Source organism: Pseudomonas sp. FSL W5-0203 (assembly GCF_001896155.1).
GTDB classification, from domain to species: Bacteria; Pseudomonadota; Gammaproteobacteria; order Pseudomonadales; family Pseudomonadaceae; genus Aquipseudomonas; species Aquipseudomonas paracarnis.
In genome coordinates this window covers 23611-45472 of sequence record NZ_MPOR01000030.1, presented here as the reverse complement: position 1 = coordinate 45472, position 21862 = coordinate 23611, and the positions used below count along the sequence as shown (strand labels likewise).

Sequence of the window (21862 nt, the reverse complement as noted above, 5' to 3'; positions counted from 1 at the left end):
CAAAAGGTGGCGCACTCCACAGTAGGTAAATAACCCCTGCTCGGTTAGCGGTCAGCTAGCTGCGAGAGGAGGTCATAGAATTTCGATCTCCTCTGGCTGGAGCCAGCCTGCCTCAATCACTCGCTGTTTCGCCGTCGCAGGCTGACCGGTATAAACCACAATGGCGAGACTTTCTTCGGCCCGGCTGCAAGTGACGTACAGTAGGCGACGAGTGCGGGCCAAGGAGTCATCTTTACCTTCGCGTTGATTTTTTACATCGCTGTCAGAAGCAGGCTTGACCCCCAGGAGCTTGTCGTAACTGAAAAGGAAACCACCTGCCTCCTCATCGTTTAGGATTACCATGACTCTTGGGAACTCCAGTCCCTTCACGCCTTGATGCGTGTCGAAAGGGGATAGTCCATCGGTATACCCGGCGAACGCAGCCATTTCCGAGAAGGGGCGTCCAAGTAGAATCTGGTATGCATGGGTTTCCAACGCATCACGATCCGATGTCTCGGGAGGATCGTCACTTGTGGCGCCCAGTAATAGAGCTGTCACAAGGCGATCAGGGAGATCTAGTAAGCCAGTTTCGAACAGTACATGAGCCACCTCTCCAATCAAGGGATCGTTGGCACTGAATAGTTCACACAACGACTCAGTTGCTGTTCCTGCTTTATCAAGCAAAGCAAATTGGTCAGGCGCGTCTTTTATAGATTTTGTATCGAGAAGCGGAGACTGAAGCCGCACAGCCTCCATGAGACTGAAACTGTTCGTCTTGGCCGCTTGAAGAATAGGGGCTACCCGTTCGAAGAACAGTTTCAAGATTGGCAGTGTTCCATCCAGTAGCCCCGTGCGCAGGTGCTCAACTCCATACAACGGTGTGAACACACCCTCGAACCCCATTCGGCGTCCGGCCATTTTGTGTTCAAGAATCAGAGATTTTCTTCCGTCTTTACCAATTGCCCACTGAGCGTCGCCGGTGATGGCGGCCATGCGCTGTGCGATGTCTTCCTCCAACTCGAAACCTTGACCTGGTATCTGTTGGGTGCAAAACATTCGAACTGTGCCTTCTATAGCGTCAGGCTTTGGCTTCTGCTGATGGCTGTCTGCGCTCGCACGAATTACGTTGATAAGATCAACAACCCTTGTTGGGCAGCGACGGTTCATACGTTTTTCGGGCACAGCCCAATCTGGAGGGATCGCTTCCTCCAAACGCAACTTCCCATCGCTGTAGATGCGTTGCATGGTATCGCCGAGAAGCCCGAGACAAAAACGGTCAGGGATGAGGGATTGTGCTTGCAGAAAAGCGTCCATGAGAGGCCCATAAGTATCTTGGCTCTCATCAATCAAAATTACCGGATGCAGATCCGCCATAACGTCCAACAATGGAGGCTGCTGAATAAAAGCAGCGGCCATTTGAATGACTTCGCTATGATTTAGGGCTTGCCTACCGCGATTATCGCCAGTAGGGCTGTAAATGAATGTCGATATCTCATCCAGGGAATCAAGACGACGAGCTTTGCTATCCCTCGAAGCTTGATTCGCTAGAAATGTCTTGTTTTGCCCTCGAGCCTTTCCGAGTTTCTCATTAAGCTCGCCAATATCTCGCGTGAGCTTGGCCCTAAGCCACTCACGTATGTCGGTATTAAAGCCTTGAATCATCCGCCAAGAGAACGCGTGGATAGTTGATACGACCACCAATGGATCGTGTTCAAGACGGCGGGAAATTTCCTCGGATGCAGCATTTGTATAGGTGATGATCGCGATTTGACGCCCTTCAAACGTCAGCCGTTGCCGCTCCCTATTTTTCAGGTTTTTCACGGCCTCGACCAATGAGTGGGTTTTTCCAGAGCCAGCGCCGGCGTATAGGAAAAAACTCTTCGGATGGTCGAGATTCAGACATTCCTGAATGATCTGATCGGCATCTGGAACATCATCCGTAGCAGCTTCCGGCTGCCGGCTCATGGCGTCACCTCGAGAATCGCTGAAGGGACGACCAGTAGTTCTTTGCTTTTTCTTTCGAGCTTGGACTGCAGCCACGCCAAGCCCTCATGGATGTAAGTAGGCACCTTCAACGTGGCGAAATTAGAGTCGCCGAGAACGTGTAGTGCGAACTCAGCCTTATCACCATCCTTGAGCTTGGTGAATAGCTCGGTGCCAAGCTCTAAGGATGTTTCTGCTTCCCGTAGCGACTTGGCAAAGGATCGCATCAGCCCGCGCCCCGCTTTGTTAGCAAAATACTCTGTATTGCTCAAGACGAGGCTGTCTTCAAAGGTATTTGGCAATGCTTCGACATCGAGCCCAGTTTTGGGTAAGCGGACAGTAATGGGCGTTTGATAAGCGATCCTGATCGAAAATAGATCGTCAATTTGCTGGGCTTTACTGTCAAAGGGCAGATCCAGTAATGAGTCCACATCATGTCCAAGGCCTGCTGCTCGCATCCAATGGCGCACGGTTGGGTTATTAGTGGTTTGGCCTTTCTTCCGTTCGACAGGTTTGCCTACCTGTAGAAGGCCCGCGTCCAAGTCGGTTATCACCAGAGTGACAATGCCCAACGCATCGATCAGGGGCCGGAGCCGATGCGCGTGACTTCCCCCAATATCCAAAATGGTTATGTAGCACTGGTTTAGGAAACGAAAGTGTTGCCTCAAAAAATGCGGAAGCATCATGCGCTCAGCGGCCCCCTCAACAAGGATCACCGCATCCGCAAAGAACAGGTCGGCATGTTGTGCCCGAAGGTAACGGGTAACGAATTCCTTCGTTTGATTGGACTCGCCGAACACTGCGCTTAGGTTCGAGACGGTAGTGACTGGGATTGAAATCCCAGCCATGCCGGACGGAAGCCTGCGGAAGTATCTCAAGTTTTCGTAGTCAATTTCATGAGCTACGTGGCTGGAGTGGGAACTGACCATCAGCTGCGTCCTGAGATTCGGATACTTCGCTAACAATGGGTCGCTGCACAGCACATGGTAGGCGTGTTTTATGAATGCTTGCTGAACCTGGACGTGCAGGTGGGCCTCCGGTTCTTCGATTAGAACCAAATGTATAGGCTCAACACCAGTAGCGCTTTGCTCTTCAGGACTTCTGTACTTCTTAAGCCATTCATCTCGAAATGCCATCAATCGGAATATCATTGAGATGAGGTTCTGGTAGCCGAGCCCGTTGGACGTCTCCGGAAGCCTAAGAGGCGGTGCTCCAGGGGCTCCTCCAACGGAATCCAATTCAAACAGCACAGCTGCTTCGTGGTTCATCCCGTCCGTAGGGGCGAGGCGGGTGGAAACTCGGATGGACGGGTCGGAGTTATTCGGATAGCCCAAGCCGACGACTTCCTTGAGCGCAGGCGCAAAGCTCGTGCTCAGGCGAGTGTCAAAGGCAGTTTGAGCTGCCTCAATTGCTCTGAGTGCCTCCAAATCTGAAATATCTGGGCTATCGCCTGGATCGAGATGCCTGCTGTAGTACGCTCGCAATTGTTCCGAGAGCTTCCTGCCCGATCCATGCCCTCCCTCTAGGACGCCTTCGTCAGCGCTGTCACCAAAGCCGCGTTGAGCATTGATCTCGTGGACTCGTATCAGGTCTGTTAGGGGATTGCGCTCGAGTGGCGTTGCTGTGGCCGCAAGCGGTTGCTGGTTAGCTTTACGAGTTGCAGGATCTGGAGCTCGTAGCTGGCCTGAATCAAGTCGGTACCATCGGATCTTGAAGGTTTTACCGATTCGACGATTCAGGTAGTCATGCAAGCTCTGCGGCCAGAGCGGAAGCGATGGTGGCTGCGTACCTAGCGCTGCCTGTTTTTGAATTTCCTGCTGAAGCTCCCTCACTCGTGCTCGCTCTTTGCGGTAATCGACAAACAGCGTTGGCATATCATCTGGCTCCAGCCGGAATCGCATACCGACATGGCCGCCTTTCCAAGCGAAGTTCGGTATGAGATCTCGGATGTGATGAAGCTCGCCCTGAGTTGCTTCAAGCCAAATATCTAGCGTTGGCAACCAGTCAGCCCATTCATTTGCGACTGGGATGGAGAAGCTATCATCTGCAGCCTCCCAAGCTTCACCAATGGCATCGATTGTGGCGAGATGGCTCAGAGTAAGATCTTGCAATCTGAAAATCGACGCTTTCGAAAGTAGGAACTTACGCAAGGCCAGCACCGCAGATGATTTGCCACTGTTGTTGGCTCCAACGAGTAGTGTGGTCTCGGCTGCGAGGTCGACTCGTACGGATAGGAGCTTGCGAAAGTTCGCGATTTCCAGATGCTGAATTTGCATAGTCGCTTCCCTGGTGACTGCTCAGCAACGGAGCGTCCGGCTGATAGATGCTGGAACTCTAGCTTAGCCGGCCCGGCACTCCAACCGCCGTGATGGGGTTTCGCCATCATTGATGCGTCTGTGTGCAGTAGAAACAAGCTCGTGGACTGAGTGATGGCACTGAGCTATGGTCGCTAGCAGGATGTGCGTGAAGGCGCGCGATGACTTGGGAAGGAACGAAAACGATGATTTACCAATGCAATGGATGCAATAGGACTACCTTCGAGATCGCATGCCCCTGGTGCATGGGCTCTCAAGTTTCGCCGTCATCAGAGCTTACGTTGCGACACCTCACGCCACTGGATCCTTCGTTTTATCCCGACTTTCAATACAGATCCAAAGGCTTGATCCAAGACTTTTTCGGGAAGAAAAAGGAGCAAGCGCAGCTCAACGATCTCCTGAATAACGTTTTGAGAAAGTACGCAGAGCTGAAGCAGCCATACTTTACGAACTTTATTCATACCACTCGCGAAAGCGCAGCTAGTAGCGATGACGCGGGCGTTCCTGGGCCACGATTGGATGGGGTTTACAGCGAGAGGGAACTGTTTAGGGAAGTCCTGATTCGCAAAGGCTTTGACGAGCTTGAAGGGCTTCCATCTCTCTTGGACAAGCTGTTGCAGACCACCGCCTTCAACTCTGCCTATCTGGGCTTCTCCAGAGAGTTGACCAGGCACATTCGAACTGACCTTGCCGACACATTACGTTCTTGGATTGAAGAGGCAGGAACGACATTTAGGTCTGACTTGGCTCTGTTCTATTACTACCTTTGGGAAAATGACGTAGCTTTCCCCAATGTTCAATTCAATCCCCAAGCAGCGTCGACATCTGGTGTGCCACTCCTCCCGATACAGGTTTTCCGGAATGGGCTGAGCCTCTGCGAGGAGATTTATTTCGATATTCTCGTCGAGCGGCTGGGATCTCAGCTCGAGCATTTCAATCCGAATCAGTTCATCACCATGTACCTAGTGGATGCCATGGACGGTTTTCAGTTTGAAGCCTTCTTGGTTGAGATCTTCCAAACCATCGGCTACGACGTCAAAGAGACCAAGAAAACTGCAGATCAGGGCGCTGACCTTTTCGTTACCCGGTTCGGTAAAAACATGGTCATCCAAGCGAAGAATTACTCTGGCTCTGTGGGTAACGCTGCTGTGCAGCAGGCCATCTCTGCTAAAACCTTCTACGGTTGTGACGAGGCCATGGTCGTTACGAACTCCTATTACACGAAATCAGCGAAGGAGTTGGCCAGCACGGCAGGCGTGCGACTAATCGACCGGGATGGGCTCCAGAGCTACCTTGATGACTACAATCAAAAGCTCATCGAGGTCTTCCAGGCCGAGGAAGAAAACGCCTAGGCCTGCACCGGTCAGCGGTCTAAACGGCAATCGCCAAGGCCGCATAATGGTACAGATCTGAGGGAGGGCGATACGTGTCAGGAGTACGACAGCACTTCACTCCAAGGTTTTTACAGTCCCCCACAGGTAAAGCGCCATACCTGGAGATGTGTAAATACCGAAGGTGTGATAGCGGTAGATCAGCCAAACATCGGTGACTGATCTACTGCCAATTCACTTTCGTACAACGGACTAGGACTCATCTTAAGGTCAAGCACCGAGCCCGGCTTTTTCCTACAACCTTTTCAGGTTGCTGCTAAGAATGGTCATCACTAGTCTTGCCCAGTCGCTGCCAATTCAGCGACCGGACGTGAGAAATCCGAACTACTCCATTGGCGCAAAAGCGCTCACCGTATACAGTGCACGCGCTTTTCGGCTCGCTGTTATGGCGGCTGTGCGCGGGCACGCTTCGGCGTGGCCAAGCTCCTGGGGTCTTGGTTTTCTCACTCCGCGTACAGCTGCCACCTTCAGTTCGTGAGAAAAACTCGGTGGTAGTCCATTACTCTCAGGAACTACACCATGATCAAAGACAGCCCCAATCCTCCTTCAGATTCAAACCTGCTCTTCACCCTCCATCCCAACCTCGACACCGAAACCCTGCTGGTCAATGCCTCCCAGGATCTGGACTCCATCAATGCCATTGCGGCGCACCTGGCCTTTGAGGTTGAAGGTTCGCAGCGCAGTGTAGTGCTGGGGATTTGCCGAATGGTGGAGGGCGTTCAGTTGCTGGTTGATCGGGTAGTAGAGGGAGGCGGCGAGACGCGAGCGCAGTAACGGCGATGCCCGTCAGTTAAGAAGCAGCGCTGTACTGTGGCGAGGGAGCTTGTCGAGGCGTCGAACCGTCCCGCTGGACTGCGTAGCAGTCCCATTATTCTCTAACCAAGAACGGGGCCGCTTCGCGCCCCAGCGGGAGCAAGCTCCCTCGCCACGGATGAACATTCACCCCAACCGCGCAGCTGCCCGCGCAACAATCTCCCCGCGCACTCTGCGTGACTCCACCGTGCGCTTGTTGGCTTCCTCCAGCACATGCCGGGGCGCCGTCTCCGGGCGGCCTGAGTCAAACGGTGGGGCCGGCGCGTATTCGATCTGCAGTTGTACCAGTTGCGCCGCCGCTTCGCTGTACAACTCCGCGGCCAGAGTCAGGGCAAAGTCGATGCCGGCGGTGATCCCGCCGCCGGTAAACAGGTTGCCGTCACGCACCACACGTTCCTGTACGGGAATAGCACCGAGCGGGGCGAGCAGGTGGTGGTAGGCCCAATGGGTGGTGGCCTTGCGACCGCGCAGTAACCCTGCCGCGCCCAATACCAATGAACCGGTGCACACCGAGGTCATGTAGCGCACTGTCTGTGCCTGGGCCTTGAGAAAATCCAGGGTTTGCGGGTCTTCCATCAACGGGCCCACACCGGCGCCGCCGGGTACGCAAAGCACATCCAGGTTCGGGCAGTCGGCATACGTGATGGTCGGCGTGAACACCAAGCCGGTGCTGGAGGTGATCGGTGCCAGGTCTTTCCACACCAGGTGCAGTTTCACGTCTGGCAGCGAACCGAGGACATCATAGGGGCCGGTAAGGTCCAGTTGCTGGATGCCGGGGAACAATAGAAAGCCGATCTGCAAGGTCATGATTCACGCTCCGAAAGGGATGGACGTCCTTACTGTAGAAGCCTAGGCTTTGGCGAATACGCCATTGAGCCCACTAATCTCGCCAATCATGCCAAAAATTATTCATGTGCTCGCGTTTGAGAATGCCCAGGTGCTCGATGTCACCGGGCCTCTACAAGTGTTCGCATCGGCTAACGATCTCGCGCGCCAACGTGGTTTGCCATTGCCCTACGCGGTCAACGTCATTGCTACTCAGGCTGGGCCGGTAATGACGTCGGCCGGCCTGGCGCTGCTGGCCGAGCCGCTGCCCGCCATTGACCAGCCCTGCGACACGCTGGTGATCGCCGGTGGCTGGGGTGTGTACGGTGTTGCCGAGGACCCGACGCTGGTGCAATGGGTGCGTGATAAATCCCTGCACACCCGGCGCATGGCCTCGGTCTGCACCGGGGCTTTTCTGCTGGCCGCCAGTGGTCTGCTTGATGGTTGCCGCGTGGCCACGCACTGGACGCGCTGTGAAGAACTGGCGCGCAAGTTCCCTGCACTCACGGTGGAGGCCAATCCGATTTTCATCCAGCAGGGCGCGGTGTGGACGTCTGCTGGCGTGACCGCCGGGATCGACCTGTGCCTGGCCCTGGTAGAGGATGACCTGGGGCGTGCGATTGCCCTGGAGGTGGCGCGCCACTTGGTGGTGTTCCTCAAGCGCCCTGGCGGTCAGTCGCAATTCAGCGTGACGTTATCCCTGCAAAAGAGCGACAGCCGTTTTGCCGAGCTGCATGCCTGGATCGCCGATAACCTGACGCTGGATTTGAGCATCGCCACCCTGGCAGCCCAGGCTGGCATGAGCGAGCGCAGCTTTGTACGCCATTACCGCACCGAGACTGGCCAAACACCGGCGCGGGCCGTGGAACTGATTCGCGTCGAAAACGCACGCCGGCAACTGGCAGACAGCACGACCTCCATCAAACGTATCGCCATGCAATGCGGTTTTGGCTGTGAAGAGACTTTGCGCCGCAGCTTTCTGCGGGCCTTGTCAGTGACGCCCCAGGCTTATCGAGAGCGTTTTTCACCGCTCCAGTAGTTCCAGCAGTGCTTCAAGCGTGACCTGCGGCGCTTCCTGGAAAACATTATGACCCACGCCGGGCAACACCTGCCGGCGATAAAAGCCGCTGAAGTGCTCCACATCGTCATCCACAAGCGGCGGCGGGCCCACACCGTCATCGGCCCCACACAACGAAATGCTCGGTACCGATATCGCCGGTTGGGGCACCAGCGCCTGCTCGATGTATTCCAGCGCGGGATCACCCGGCGCATACATAAAACGATGGCGATAGGAATGAATCACCACCTCGACAAAATCCGGGTTATCAAACGACGGCGCGGTCAGGGCGTAGCGGCTTGGCCCTTCGGCCCAGGACGGTGACCACAGCGTCCAGAGCAATTGGCAGAGTTCACGCCGGTTGGCCGTCAAGCCGTCGACCCCGCGCTGGGTGTGAAAGTAGTACTGATACCAGAGCCGGTGCTCTGTCTCAGGCGGCCGGGGTTTGAGCGACTGGCTGATGGCCTGGATGTTGTAGCCATCGCCGGTCACCAGCCCGCGCACCCGCTGTGGCCATAGCGCCGCGACAATACAGGCGGCGCGCCCACCCCAGTCAAAGCCGGCGAGGGTGGCTTGCGGGATCGACAATGCATCCATGAAGTCGAGCAAATCCTTGGCCAGCGCCGCCTGTTGGCCGGAGCGCATCACTTGCGTGTTGATAAATCGCGTCGGGCCATAACCGCGTAAATACGGGACCAATACCCGATAACCACGTTCAGCCAGCACCGGCGCGATGTCGTCGTAGCCCCGTGGGTCGTAAGGGAAGCCATGCAACAGGATCACCGGTTCGCCATCGATGGGGCCGTGGGTTTCGTAAGCCACATCAAGCAGGGTTGTGCGCACATACAGCAGCGGCGCAGGGGACGTCACGGTTGCCATACGGTTTTCTCCCCGCTGAGTTTGCGGTCCAGGAACGTTGCCGCACTGATCAATGCCAAGTGGCTCAAGGCCTGGGGCGTGTTACCCAAGTGCCGGGCCTGGCTGTCGAACTCTTCGGCGTACAACCCCAGCGGGTTGGCGTAACGCAGCAACTGCTCGAACTCCAGATGAGCTTTTTCGACTTGCCCGGCGCGCGCGAGGCATTCGACGTACCAGAACGAGCAGGCGGCAAACGCGCCTTCGACGCCTTGCAGCCCATCGATCTGGCTGTCGTCATTGCGGTAGCGGTAGACCATGCCGTCGCGCACCAGGCTTTTCTGGATCGCTTCCAGCGTCGCCAGCCAGCGCGGGTCGGTGGCTGCAACGAAGCGCACCAGCGGCATCAACAGCATCGAGCCGTCCAGCGCCGTACTGCCGATATGCTGGACGAAATGCCCGCGTTCTTCGTTCCAGAAGTTGCTCCAGATGTCGGCGTAGATCGCCTGGCGCGTCTGGTCCCAGCGTGCGAACGGGGCCGGCAGCGAACGTTTGGAGGCCAGGCGAATGGCACGGTCCAGGGCCACCCAGCACATCAGGCGTGAATGCAGGAAGTGGTGCTGCTCACCGCGCATTTCCCAGATGCCTACGTCTTTGCGGTTCCAGATCTCACACACTTGGTCGACCACTTCCACCGTGTGTTTCCAGCCTTGGTGGGAGATGGCTTCGCCGTACTTGTTCACCAGATAGACCGCGTCCATCAGTTCGCCATAGATATCCAGCTGGATCTGATCGAACGCCTCATTGCCCACCCGTACCGGTTGGGCGCCGCCGTGGCCGCTCAAGTGGTCGAGGGTGGTTTCCGGCAGTTCCTGGCGACCGTCGATGCCGTACAGGATGTTGATCTTGGTCGGCTGGCCGCAGCAGTCGCTGACCCGCCCCCTGAGCCAGCGCATATAGGCGTTGGCTTCCTCGACGAAGCCCAGGCGCATGAACGCATAGACGGTGAACGACGCATCGCGGATCCAGGTATAGCGGTAGTCCCAGTTGCGTTCGCCGCCGGGCGTTTCCGGCAGCCCGAACGTGGCCGCGGCGATAATGGCGCCATGTTTGCGCGAGGTCAGCAATTTCAGCGCCAGTGCCGAGCGGTTGACCATCTCGCGCCAGCGCCCGCCATAGTTGGACTGGCTGATCCAACCGCGCCAGAACTTCAAGGTGCGCTCCAGGTAGAGGTCAGTACAGTCGTTGGTGACGCGCGCATCCTCCTGGCCACCGAGGACAAATTCGGCGCCTTCATCCTGGGCGAGGGTAAAGGTGGCGATGGCGGTGTTGTCTTGGAGGGTCAGCGACTGGCTGCCGGTCAGGCGCAGGCCGGGTTGGCCGTTGGCGGTGAACACGACACTGGCAGCCTCGGCCTTCGCCTCGGTAGCGGCCCGGGCATAGTCGTGGCGCACGGCGCAGCTTAAGTGGATAGTCGCCTTGCCACTGACCACCCGTACCCGCCTGATCAGCAAAGGCAGTTCATCGACGTTTTCGCTGACGGTCAGCAGGTCGGTGATCTCCACCACCGCTTCATCGCTCAGCCAGCGGGTCTGCAGCACGTTGGTGTCGGGCAGGTAGATCTGCTCGCGGCGGGCGTTGGGCAGGTCCGGGGTAAGCTGAAATGTGCCGGCCTCGGGCGTGTCGAGCAATGCGCAAAACACCGACGGGCTGTCAAATTCCGGCCAGCAGAAGAAGTCGATGCTGCCGCGGTCGTTCACCAGTGCCGCGCTGCGCATGTCGCCAATGATCCCGTGGGCATCAATGGCACTTTGAGGTTCGTTCTTGAAATCAACCATTGCCACGGAACTCCGGGTAGAGGCTCATACCGCCATCGATGAACAAGGTGCTGCCAACCACATAATCAGAGGCATCGCTGGCCAGCCACACCACGGCGTTGGCCACGTCTTCGACGTCACCGACACGACCATAGGGAATCAATTTAAGCAGCTCTTGTTCTGCCGCGCCTTCGGTGGCCGCGCGGTTGATCGCCGTGCGAATCGCCCCTGGCGCAATGCCATTGATACGGATGCGCTGTTCGCTGACTTCCTGGGCGAGGGTGCGCATCAGCATCTCCACGCCGCCCTTGGACGCGGCGTAATTCACATGCCCGGCCCAGGGGATGACTTGATGCACCGAACTCATATGGATGATTTTGCCGGCGGCCCGTGACACACCTTCACGAACGCCCTGGCGATTGAAGATACGCACCGCCGCCCTAGCGCACAGGAACTGCCCGGTGAGGTTGACGCCAATCACCGTGTTCCAATCCTCAAGGGTCATGTCGACCAGATTGGCATCTTTTTGCAGGCCGGAGTTGGCCACCAGAATATCCAGATGGCCGAAGGCGTCGAGGGTTTGGGCGAACAGGCGTTCGACATCAGCCTCCTTGGACACATCGCCGCCAATCGCAAGCGCTCGGCCGCCGTTGGCATTGATCTGCGCGGCGAGAGCCTCAGCCGGTGCCGCCTGGGAGTTGTAGTTAAGCACCACTGCGGCGCCTGCTGCGGCCAGGGCTTTGGCCGCGCCCGCGCCAATGCCGGAACTGGCCCCGGTGACCAGGGCCACTTGTTGCTGCAAGGAAATCTGCATCGCCCACCCACCGTTTTATGAGAGTCCTTCTTGCTGACTGGCGGCGGGGAGCGGAAGTTCACCCCCTCGCGTTTACGCCCAGCGCGGGTAAAAGCGCGACTTTATCGTATGATGCTGAAAACAAAGGGCAATACAGGAAGCGATGGAATGCAGGCGCGGGCCGATACCAGATTGATCAAACTGTTAGTCAGCGGCGTCTTGGCCGTTTTATCACTGACTCAAACAGCCCTGTGCCTTGCCGATAACAGCAATGGTAAAACGCTGTATCTACAGCGCTGTGCTGTATGCCATGGGTCCGATATCAAAGGCACGGGGCCATTGGCTAAAAAAAGCAATCCGCCAACCCCTGACCTGACAACCGCCGCCTTCAAGAAACGACTCCATGAATATCCTGGCGTTATTGTCTCCTCGGTCATTCTTCGCCCCAATGGCAACCTGATCCCCAAGACGCTGCAAGACAATGGCGTAAAGATCGCGCCACATGCCTGGAGTGTTAAAGACTTTCGCGATTTGCATCAATACATGAGTGAGGTCATTTCAAACAAATAGTGGGTGGGCGATGAGCACCAATTGCCCCACTTAATAGGAAGCATTACTATTCACGCCCCGCCTCCCCAGTGCTCTCGCGATGACTCCTCAGCCGCCCCGCAGAACAGGCTTTTTCGAGCACTACGAAGAGTTGATCGGCACCTGGACACGCCGCCTGAGAAACCGTCAGCAAGCCGAAGACCTGGCGCACGACACCTTCGTGCGTGTGCTTGAGTCCGCTGCCTGCGAGGTGGCGCAACCGCGCGCCTACCTGCATCAAACCGCGCGCAATATTGCGGTGGACGCCTACCGCCGCGAAGACCTTCGCGAGACGTTGACGCTGCAGGTGGTTGATCACAGTACGCCGCACAGTAGCGACCCGGAACATTACATGCACGCGATCCAATTGGCCGACGCCATCGAGCGGGCGCTGGCCGAGTTGCCGCTCAACTGTCGCAGAATTTTCATCTGGCAAAAGATCGAAGGGCTCACCCAGCAGGAAATCGCCACACGCCTGGGGCTGTCTAAAAACATGGTGGAAAAGTATATGATCCGCACCTTGCGGCATCTGCGTGATCGTCTGGATGCGAGCGCGCCATGACCGGCTTTGAAACAGGATCTTCCACGATGGATAACCGTGTCCGTGATGAGGCCGCGCAGTGGTTTGTACGCCTGCAAGACGGCCCATTGAGCGCCCAGGAACGTCAACGTTTCGATGCCTGGCGCAGGTCGCAGCCCGCGCATCAGTACGAAATCGATGTGCTGCAAGGGCTATGGAGTGCGACGGATTTGCTGCCCAAGGCCCGCTTGCAGGCGCTGGGCGATGCGCCAACCGAGCGCCTTGGACGGCGTGCGCTGCTGCGTTATGCCGTGGCCGCCAGTGTGGTCGCCGTTGCAGTGGGCCTGGGTGCGTACAGCGGTCTGGGGCAGCCAAAGCCCTACAATGCCGAATTCAGCACGCGGTTAGGCGAGCATCGTCAGGTGACCTTGCCTGACGGTTCCGTGATGGACCTCAACAGCCGCAGCGTGGTCGCGGTTCGCTACGAAAAGAGCCGTCGGGGCGTAGAGCTCAAGCAGGGCGAGGCGATGTTCAGCGTGCAACATGACGCCGAACGCCCGTTTGTGGTCGCAGCCGGGGCAGGGCAGGTGACCGTCACCGGCACGCGCTTTGATGTACGTCGGGAGGCGGACCAGACCCGCGTGGCGGTCGAAGCCGGCACGGTCAAGGTGCAGGGCCGGGCATCCGATCACATCGTCACGCTCACCGCCGGGCGTGGCACCCATGTCGATCCCCAAGGCCAAGTGGCGGCGGCCTACGCGGTGAACCCTGAAGAACTGACCGCGTGGCGCAGCGGTAAACTAGTGTTCAACAACGCCACCCTGGTAGACGTGGCGCGGGAAGTGTCGCGCTACCGCGAGCAACCGCTGCGGGTCAGTACGGCAGCGGTGGGCAACCTGCGCTTGACCAGCGTCTTCAAATCCAGCGACACCGACGCTTTGCTCAAGGCCTTGCCCCACATCCTGCCGGTCGCCTTGCGCACTTTGCCGGACGGTAGCCAGGAAATTATTTCACGCTGACGTTCAGGTTTTTTTCGAGTTCTTCGTCTTCTCGTACAACTGCAACTGGTTTGCATTAACGGCTGCGCATGCTTGCGATCACAGGACTAGGTTCGACGTGAAAAAACTTGCTCTTCACAACAATAAAATTTCCCGCTGGGCGCCCTTGGCCCTGGCCGTTGCCATCAGTACCGCACAGGCTGCCGAGGGCATCCACATTCGTGCCCAATCCCTCGGCGCAGCCTTGAGCCAATTGGGCCAGCAGACCTCGCTGCAAGTGTTCTTCAGCCCCGATATGGTGGCTGGCAAGCAAGCTCCCGCGGTCGATGGCAACCTCTCGCCCGAACAAGCCCTGCGGCAATTACTGCAAGGCAGTGGCCTGGATTACCAGATTGACGCCGGCTCCGTGACCTTGCGTCCGGTGCGCAGCGGCACCGGTGAAGCGGGCTCACCGCTGGAACTGGGGGTCACCGATATCAAAGTGGTGGGCGACTGGCTTGCCGACGCCGATGCCGAAGTGGTGCAGAACCACCCCGGTGCGCGCACGGTTATTCGCCGCGAGGCCATGGTAGAGCAGGGCGCGATGAACGTCGGTGATGTGCTGCGCCGTGTGCCTGGCGTGCAAGTGCAGGAATCCAACGGCACCGGCGGCAGTGATATTTCCCTCAACGTCGGTGTGCGCGGGCTGACGTCACGCCTGTCGCCGCGCTCCACCGTGCTGATTGACGGCGTACCGGCTGCGTTCGCTCCCTACGGCCAGCCACAGCTGTCGATGGCGCCGATTTCTGCCGGTAACCTGGAAAGTATCGACGTTGTCCGTGGCGCGGGTTCGGTGCGTTATGGGCCACAGAACGTCGGCGGCGTGATCAACTTCGTAACCCGTGCGATCCCGCAAGACTTCTCCGGGGAAGTCGGCACCACCCTGCAAACGTCTGCCCACGGGGGCTGGAAGCATGTGGAAAACGCCTTTATCGGCGGCACGGCCGACAACGGTATCGGTGCCGCGCTGCTGTACTCCGGAGTCAATGGCAACGGTTACCGCAACAGCAACAACGGCAACGACATCGATGATGTGATCTTCAAGACCCACTGGGCGCCGACCGATCAAGACGATTTCTCGCTGAACTTCCACTATTACGATGCCAGCGCCGATATGCCCGGCGGCCTGACCCAGAAGCAGTTCGATGCCAACCCGTACCAATCGGTGCGTGACTGGGACAACTTCAGCGGGCGCCGCAAGGACATCTCCTTCAAGTACATCCGCCAGATCGACGACCGCACCCAGGCCGAAGTGCTGACTTACTATTCCGACAGTTTCCGTGGCAGCAACATTGCCAACCGCGACCTCAAGACCCTCAGTTCCTACCCGCGCACCTACTACACCTTCGGCATCGAGCCGCGTGTGTCCCATGTGTTTGACCTGGGGCCCAGTACCCAGGAAGTCAGCGTGGGCTATCGCTACCTCAAAGAAGGCATGCACGAGGAGGCCACCAGCCTGAACCTGGTCAACAACGTACCGACGCCGGGCGGGCAGAGCGACGGTCACGTGTATCAGGACCGCACGGGGGGCACTGAAGCCAACGCCTTCTATATCGATAACAAAATCGATATTGGCAAATGGACCATCACCCCGGGCATTCGCTTTGAAGATATCCGTACCGAATGGCATGACCGCCCAGTCGTGGCCCTGAACGGCAAGCGTACCGAGGAAAAACGCCGCGAGGTCCACAACAACGAACCGCTGCCGGCGCTGAGCGTGATGTACCACGTGTCTGACGCCTGGAAACTGTTCGCCAACTACGAAACCTCCTTCGGCAGCCTGCAGTATTTCCAACTGGGCCAGGGCGGTACCGGCGACCAGACGGCCAACGGCCTGAACCCGGAAAAGGCCAAGACCTACGAGGTCGGTACGCGCTACAACGACAGCGTCTGGGGCGGCGAAGTGACGCTGTTCTACATCGACTTCTCGGATGAACTGCAATACGTCAGCAATGACGTGGGCTGGACCAACCTCGGCGCCACCAAGCACAGCGGCATCGAAGCATCGGCCCATTACGACCTGTCCAACCTCGACCCGCGCCTCGACGGCCTGACCGCCAACGCGGGCTTCACCTACACCAAGGCCACCTCCGAAGGTGATGTGCCGTTCAAGGGCCGCGACCTGCCACTGTATTCCCGCCAAGTGGCGACCCTGGGCTTGCGCTACGACGTCAACCACTGGACCCACAACCTGGATGTCTATGCCCAGTCCGGCCAACGGGCGCCAGGCACCGGAACCACCTACATCACCCAAGGCACCGCGGATGGCCAATACGGTGATATCCCAGGGTATGTCTCGGTCAACGTGCGCAGCGGTTATGACTTCGGCGCGCAGTTGTCGAACCTGAAGCTGGGTGTGGGCGTGAAAAACGTCTTCGACCAGCAGCATTACACGCGCTCCAGCGATAACAATGCCGGCTTGTACCTGGGCGAGCCTCGCACCTTCTTTGTACAGGCAAGCGTCGGGTTCTGATCTGTCGTCTCTGGGAAAAATCGCAACCTCAGGGGGGCGATTTTTTTTGCCTGGGCAAAGCGCTCCGCGCACTCATTGCTGCAAGACCACACTCTGTTTCCTACATCACCACAGCACAGATTATGGCTGGATCAGGAACTGATTCCCACGCAAAACCACACATGGGAAAGCTGATGGGCTTCGACACTGCGTTGGAGCGACAAGCTGAAAATCGCCCACTGTATGGAGAAACTTATGTCGGTATCGATGTTGGATACACCCGTCTCTGCTTCATCAACGCCTGACCTTTCACAGGCCAGCGCCAAGGCCGAGGTCAAAAACACGCGCCAGGCTGCACCTTCCTTCAAGGGCCAGAATGCTGCCCATGTGAATTTTCAATCGGGGGACAACAAAGCCGGGCCGGTATTCGGTAACCCCCAGGCACCCACCTCCGCAGCTGACGTGCGTGGACATCACCACAGACCACCGGCGATGCAGAATTTCCTGGGCCAACTCCCGCACTGGATCAGTCATTGGTTCTTCGGACATCGGCCGTCTATGCATCCTGGCTGTGGGCATCCGCCGCCAAAGCCGAACCCAGGTTGCAGCAACCCGCCACCCAGGCCGAACCCCATTGGGAGTAATCCGCCACCGAGGCCGGACCCCACTGCAGGTCGGCCGTATCCGCCCGCCCCCGGCAGGCCTGATCCGCAGTACTCGCTGAAAAATAGAGAAGAGCTGGCGCAGCAGTTGCGCGATAACTTCAATGCCTTCAGAGACCCGAAGAACCCTGGTTCCATTAGCGTTGACAGCATTCTTGCAATGGCAAAAAGAGGGTGGTCGCCCAACCCCGTCATGAACGAGAACATTCGCCTGGCCAATGAACTGCTACGACGTCCGGAACTGATGGCCGCATTGGACCGGCACGGTTCCACGGGCGCTTTGGATGGCCTGATCGACCGGCACAGCCTGAACGCGGTAATCAAAGGAGAAAACTACTTCAAGTACAAGACCGACAAGGAACTGGCCGGGGAGCTGCTTGAGCATTTCGACGAGTTGAAAAACGGGAGCGGGGGCTCAAGCCTTAAAATCCGCGACCTGAAAAAGTGGGCCTGCCAGCCACTTACCGGCGACGCAGCCAAGGACCATCTGATTCAGTTATCCCAGGAAATAATACGCAAGCGCAGTGATCTGCTGGAGAAAATGGATAACCGCGCCAGTAAAGATGACGACGGGAAAATCAGCCGTACAGGACTGTACTTGTTGTCCCGCTGACCGCTCTTCAGGCGCCGCCTCTCGGGGGCGGCGCCAGTCCAATATGTTTCAAGGAACGAATTACGCCCATTTGCCACAGAGGTGATACTTGCGGTTGTAATTCGACCCGCCGCTTTTCAGATTCTGAATGAGGGAAAACATATGACTTCAGCCTCGTTTAATTCTTCCCCAAACGGTCCCATCGACCTGTTGCGCAGTACCCAACGTACAAGTCCACCAGTATCCAAGGAGCGCGGCCCCTCGCGTAGCTTCCCTTTTGCGTCGACGGAATATGAGGCAGAAGCACGGCGTATGAAGGCTTATGCCGGCGAGCGTAGATTCCAGGCGCCCGTGTCGGACGACTTTTCCCGGGGCATGCTGGCAGACCCGCAGGTCAGGGGGGAGGGCGCCGATTCGTTGAACGACACGGGGTTGATCAATTGCCTGGCAGGCTGGTGGCGTAGGCGCAAGCTGGGTTAACCGCGGCTGACCACGGTTTTACATATTGTCATTGGTAGGTATCGTTGACTCGGAACTGCCGAGTTCCTCCAACCACACATGAGGTGCCTGCCTGGGTAGAGTCCATTCGTTGATTTTGCCCATCAAGGTAAAAATCACCCTGCGGATATGCATCTGAAAAGTGTTGGAGAAAATCCATGACAATCGAGGGTGTATTACCTTCCGGACGGCCTCTGCCCCCCGACAAGCCGGCCGTACACTCAACTGCGTCATCAGCGGCCATCCACCCTGAGGCCTGGCATCAGCCCCCTTCATCGACGTCGGGCGAGGGGTCGCGCAAGCCTTTTCTTTTACGCGGAACATTGTCCGCTCTACGCCATCGTGACTTGCAGAACTTTCCCATTGGGCGGGCCAGTGGTACCCCGCCGGGTGCTAGCTCAACGGACAACCAACTGGCGAAGGCCCTGGAAAAATCCTTCGGCCTGCTGCACTCCTTTCTGAATGATGGGCGCTTGACGTGGATGTCTTTGCAGCGGATCGCCGTTCATCCTATGGGTGAAAGCGAGGCGTTGGACGGCGTGATTCAGGTCGTCGGGGAAATGCTCAAGCGCCCGCGGTTAAGTGACGCGATCTTCAGTCGTGACGGCGATATCACCCGTGACAGCCTCCGCGCGGCGGCCCAAGCGTTGCAGGGGAACAGCTCGGCAACCGAGTTCAGTCAGGACCCGTTTCATGCGCAAGGCAATGCGCAGGTGGTGGAGGCGCTACAAAGCCAGTTTCCGCTGTTGAGAGACAAGGCCATGGACCGAACCTACCTGTTTGAACCGCATCAGTATGTTGAAATAGCCAGGCTGCGGGAGGTCATGCAGGACCCGCATGAGGTTGATCAGCAGGGCGCGCCGGTGCTGGATGCGTCCACGGGCATGCCCCAGTCCAAATACAGCGAACTCTGTGTCTACACCGCGAAGAACATTATTGAGCGTCCAGGTTTGCTGCCTTCGTTGGAGCGCGCCAATGGCACACGACTATTTGGCCCGCCTCACAAAGAGGGGTGGCTCAGCAACAAAAGCCTCGAACGGTGGCATGAGCAAGACGCCGCACGCAAGGCACGCTGAAAGGCAAGCTACACCTTTAGGACTTTGCCGCTGATGGCCACCGCCGCCAGCAATACGGCGATCAGGATGAAGGCAGTGCTCAAGCTGCTGCCGTGGGCGATAAAACCAATCACGGCGGGGCCGGCGAGAATGCCGGCGTAGCCCAATGTGGTGATGGCAGGCACTGCAATATGCTCCGGCATTACCGTTTGCTTACCCACGGCGGTGTACAGCACCGGCACGATATTCGAACACCCAGCCCCCACCAGCGCATACCCCAGCAGCGCAGTTTCCCACGCAGGCAATAGCGTCGCGAGGAGCAAGCCGGCACAGGCCAGCGTGCCGCCCATCACGATGACCCGCGTGGGGCCCAGGCGTCGAACAATCGCATCACCGGTCAGGCGTCCAGCGGTCATGGTCAAGGCAAATGCCGCGTAGCCCAGGCCGGCGTAAGCCTCATCCAGGCCGCGCTCGGCGCTGAGGAACACAGCGCTCCAATCCAGTACGGCGCCTTCAGCCAGGAACACGATGAAACACAGGCAACCGATAAACAACACCACACCATGGGGCACTGCAAATGCCGGCCCCGAACTTTCACTGCCATAAGGCAGTAAGTGCGGTGCAGCCTTCAACAGCGCGGCCAGTGTAATAACCACCACCACCAGGGTCGCCTGCAATGGCGACAGGCCCAGGCCCAGCAACCCCGCAACCCCCGCAGCGCCGACAATGCCCCCCAGGCTGAACAAACCATGGAAACCCGACATCATGGTTTTGCCACTGGCGCGCTCAACGATCACCGCTTGCAGGTTGACGGTGGAGTCCACGGTGCCCAGGCCTGCGCCAAACAGGAACAACCCGGCAATCAGCAACGGGATGGAACTGACGGTGGCCAGCATCGGCAGGGCCAGGCAGATCATCAGTGTCCCTGCGCTCAGCACGCGTCGGCAACCGTAACGCGAGGCCAGCGCGCCCGCTGCCGGCATTGCGATGATCGACCCCACCCCCAGGCATAACAGCAGCAGGCCAAGGGTGCCTTCATTCAGATTCGCACGCGCCTTGGCGTACGGCACCAGCGGCGCCCAGGCGGCGATACCAAAACCTGCGATAAAAAAAGCGATGCGGGTCGACATCTGCTCCAGTCGCCCGGGAACCACGGGGGCAGGAGTGGGAATGGCAGTCATGGAAAATCCTTGGTTTGGCGTTCAACGAACGATGTCCGGCGCGACATCCTTGCATATCAGGCTCTCTTGAGCGAATCGGGTTCCGTTGGTGTTCAGGATTAAAGGTACGGGGTGCAAGCCTCATTTTTTTACAAACACGGAACGCTTTGGTGGCCGGTCACCACGTAGAAATGATCGAGCCTGTAGGAGGTGGGCTGGAAGGTGTGTAATCCCTGCAGGAGTGGCTGAACCCCAGGTTTCTTGTGGCGGATTACCACCTTCCAGCTCACTTCCCACAGACCGGCCGTTGTGTAATACGCTGCTGTCCCGATAGTAGATAAGTGAACGGACGAACCGATGAAGAATTTCCGGTTGGCGTGGTTATGACCCGATTCTACGACGCGCGCGGCAATATCTATGGGGTGGTCAGCCCCGCCTATTTATGCCGCCAGGGTATTGCCGTGCCCGACACTGCCGGCTTGGCTGCGAGCACGCGTAAGGCGTGGGCCGCATCGGCGATTGCGTCGGAATGTGGTTGGGGTTCGTTGCCGCGTCCTGCTGGTGCCAAGGCGCATCGCTGCGATGGTTTGTTGGTCGGGCCATTTCAGGCCCAGCCACCGTTTGATCTGCTGATCATCAATACCGACGGCTCTCTCGCCGAACGCAGTGGCAATGGGCTGACTATCTTTGCCCAAGCGTTGACCGACCAGGGTTTGCTGGTCCATGGCAGCGAGTTGCGGGTGTATCACGACAAGCCGGATGCGGTATCGCCCGTAATCACCTGTGTCGAGCCGGCTGAGCATGAACAGGTGCCAGGCTTCTGGCTGGCCTTGGGCCGGCCCGAGTTTGGCCCCTTGGCGGTGGGGGCGGTTGGCGTGAGCCCGGTGGCTGTGGGGCGGCATGAACTCAGTCATGTGGCAGCCTTGACGTCGCTCAATCCGCAATGGGGGAGCAGTCAATTTGTCCGGGTTGGCAACCCCCATTGTGTGACGCTGGTTGAGCAGGTTTCGGCATTGCCAGGCTGTGACACGATGCATCAGTCGGTACTTTTCAAGCAGTTGAAGGCCATCGCTTTTGCACCGCCGGCAGGGTGCGGCCAACCCTGTGTCGGTGGGGTCAACCTGCAATGGGTTGCTCGAGACGCTGGCAATCGAATCATCGCACGCGTATTTGAGCGAGGAGAGGGGCCTACGGCGTCCTCGGGGACCAGCGCCAGTGCAGTGGCGTGCGCGGCATGGCGAGCAGGTTGGGTTGAGGGGGGCGACGTAGCGGTGGTAATGCCGGGTGGCACGGCGCCAGTGCGCTTGCAGATCGAATCAGGAGACGTGCTGAGTGTTAGTCTTTTCGGGACAGCGCAATTAAAAGTCTGAACATCGGAAATGACTGATGCCTTAAATAAGCGTCAGCCGTTTCCTTAAAACTCAGTTAAGAGAGTACAAGCCGCAGTCAGAGTTTGCCTCTAATTATTAG

At 58.0% G+C, this 21862-nt stretch carries 18 protein-coding genes; 11 read left to right on the top strand and 7 right to left on the bottom strand.

Features of this window, described 5'->3' with window-relative positions; genetic code table 11:
- Positions 1 to 72 precede the first annotated feature (72 nt).
- Both BOP96_RS22115 and BOP96_RS22110 read right to left on the bottom strand, forming a co-directional pair.
- Positions 73 to 1944, bottom strand: coding sequence for a UvrD-helicase domain-containing protein (locus BOP96_RS22115; protein ID WP_057710175.1), 1872 nt, complete (start codon positions 1942 to 1944; stop codon positions 73 to 75).
- Positions 1941 to 4238: an AAA family ATPase gene (locus BOP96_RS22110; protein ID WP_057710174.1), complete on the bottom strand. Its 2298-nt coding sequence runs from the start codon at positions 4236 to 4238 to the stop codon at positions 1941 to 1943. The genes BOP96_RS22115 and BOP96_RS22110 overlap by 4 nt, the downstream gene beginning before the upstream one ends.
- A 224-nt stretch (positions 4239 to 4462) precedes the next feature.
- On the opposite strand from BOP96_RS22110, the gene BOP96_RS22105 reads away from it, so the two are divergent.
- Positions 4463 to 5629: a restriction endonuclease gene (locus BOP96_RS22105; protein WP_057710173.1), complete on the top strand. Its 1167-nt coding sequence runs from the start codon at positions 4463 to 4465 to the stop codon at positions 5627 to 5629.
- A gap of 558 nt (positions 5630 to 6187) precedes the next feature.
- On the top strand, positions 6188 to 6442 hold the full coding sequence (locus BOP96_RS22100) for a DUF6124 family protein (RefSeq protein ID WP_019818714.1): 255 nt from the start codon (positions 6188 to 6190) through the stop codon (positions 6440 to 6442).
- A 165-nt stretch (positions 6443 to 6607) separates the two neighbouring features.
- Here BOP96_RS22100 and inhA read toward each other — a convergent pair whose 3' ends face one another.
- Positions 6608 to 7288, bottom strand: a complete 681-nt coding sequence (gene inhA / locus BOP96_RS22095; protein WP_019818712.1) for an isonitrile hydratase — start codon at positions 7286 to 7288, stop codon at positions 6608 to 6610.
- Positions 7289 to 7376: 88 nt separating this feature from the next.
- On the opposite strand from inhA, the gene BOP96_RS22090 reads away from it, so the two are divergent.
- On the top strand, positions 7377 to 8345 hold the full coding sequence (locus BOP96_RS22090) for a GlxA family transcriptional regulator (protein ID WP_014717847.1): 969 nt from the start codon (positions 7377 to 7379) through the stop codon (positions 8343 to 8345).
- On the opposite strand, the gene BOP96_RS22085 is transcribed toward BOP96_RS22090, so the two are convergent.
- From BOP96_RS22085 to BOP96_RS22075, 3 genes are read right to left on the bottom strand one after another with little or no spacing between them, the layout of a single operon-like run.
- Positions 8331 to 9242, bottom strand: coding sequence for an alpha/beta fold hydrolase (locus BOP96_RS22085; RefSeq protein WP_014717848.1), 912 nt, complete (start codon positions 9240 to 9242; stop codon positions 8331 to 8333). The two genes, BOP96_RS22090 and BOP96_RS22085, sit on opposite strands and share 15 nt — an antisense overlap.
- A complete protein-coding gene (locus BOP96_RS22080) occupies positions 9230 to 11056 on the bottom strand; it encodes a glycoside hydrolase family 15 protein (RefSeq protein WP_073454032.1) in 1827 nt (608 codons plus the stop codon). The genes BOP96_RS22085 and BOP96_RS22080 overlap by 13 nt, the downstream gene beginning before the upstream one ends.
- Entirely contained in the window at positions 11049 to 11849 is an 801-nt protein-coding gene (locus BOP96_RS22075) for a glucose 1-dehydrogenase (protein WP_019818709.1), read from the bottom strand. The genes BOP96_RS22080 and BOP96_RS22075 overlap by 8 nt, the downstream gene beginning before the upstream one ends.
- 147 nt (positions 11850 to 11996) lie before the next feature.
- On the opposite strand from BOP96_RS22075, the gene BOP96_RS22070 reads away from it, so the two are divergent.
- The 7 genes from BOP96_RS22070 to BOP96_RS30650 all read left to right on the top strand — a co-directional run bounded on the left by BOP96_RS22070 (position 11997) and on the right by BOP96_RS30650 (position 19253).
- Complete coding sequence (locus BOP96_RS22070) at positions 11997 to 12398, top strand: c-type cytochrome (protein WP_020301884.1); 402 nt, start codon at positions 11997 to 11999, stop codon at positions 12396 to 12398.
- Between the two features lie 79 nt (positions 12399 to 12477).
- The gene (locus tag BOP96_RS22065) at positions 12478 to 12978 is read left to right on the top strand and encodes a sigma-70 family RNA polymerase sigma factor (RefSeq protein ID WP_073454030.1); all 501 of its coding nucleotides are present in this window, start codon (positions 12478 to 12480) and stop codon (positions 12976 to 12978) included.
- A gap of 26 nt (positions 12979 to 13004) precedes the next feature.
- The gene (locus BOP96_RS22060; RefSeq protein ID WP_019818704.1) at positions 13005 to 13955 is read left to right on the top strand and encodes a FecR family protein; all 951 of its coding nucleotides are present in this window, start codon (positions 13005 to 13007) and stop codon (positions 13953 to 13955) included.
- 97 nt (positions 13956 to 14052) lie between these two features.
- Positions 14053 to 16446 carry a TonB-dependent siderophore receptor gene (locus BOP96_RS22055; RefSeq protein ID WP_019818702.1) on the top strand — a complete coding sequence of 798 codons (2394 nt, stop codon included), beginning with the start codon at positions 14053 to 14055 and terminating at the stop codon, positions 16444 to 16446.
- Positions 16447 to 16680: 234 nt separating this feature from the next.
- Positions 16681 to 17700 (top strand): type III secretion effector protein, encoded by a 1020-nt coding sequence (locus BOP96_RS30165; protein WP_175563008.1) that lies wholly within the window; start codon positions 16681 to 16683, stop codon positions 17698 to 17700.
- 291 nt (positions 17701 to 17991) lie between these two features.
- Positions 17992 to 18159, top strand: coding sequence for a hypothetical protein (locus BOP96_RS30655; protein ID WP_020301887.1), 168 nt, complete (start codon positions 17992 to 17994; stop codon positions 18157 to 18159).
- A gap of 176 nt (positions 18160 to 18335) precedes the next feature.
- Complete coding sequence (locus tag BOP96_RS30650; protein ID WP_238346861.1) at positions 18336 to 19253, top strand: type III secretion protein; 918 nt, start codon at positions 18336 to 18338, stop codon at positions 19251 to 19253.
- An 8-nt stretch (positions 19254 to 19261) separates the two neighbouring features.
- Here the strand turns inward: BOP96_RS30650 and BOP96_RS22025 are convergent, their stop codons facing one another.
- A complete protein-coding gene (locus tag BOP96_RS22025; RefSeq protein WP_014717858.1) occupies positions 19262 to 20413 on the bottom strand; it encodes an MFS transporter in 1152 nt (383 codons plus the stop codon).
- 362 nt (positions 20414 to 20775) lie between these two features.
- Here BOP96_RS22025 and BOP96_RS22020 point away from each other — a divergent pair, with 362 nt between their 5' ends.
- Positions 20776 to 21762, top strand: a complete 987-nt coding sequence (locus BOP96_RS22020) for a diaminopimelate epimerase (protein WP_073454024.1) — start codon at positions 20776 to 20778, stop codon at positions 21760 to 21762.
- Positions 21763 to 21862 lie beyond the last annotated feature (100 nt).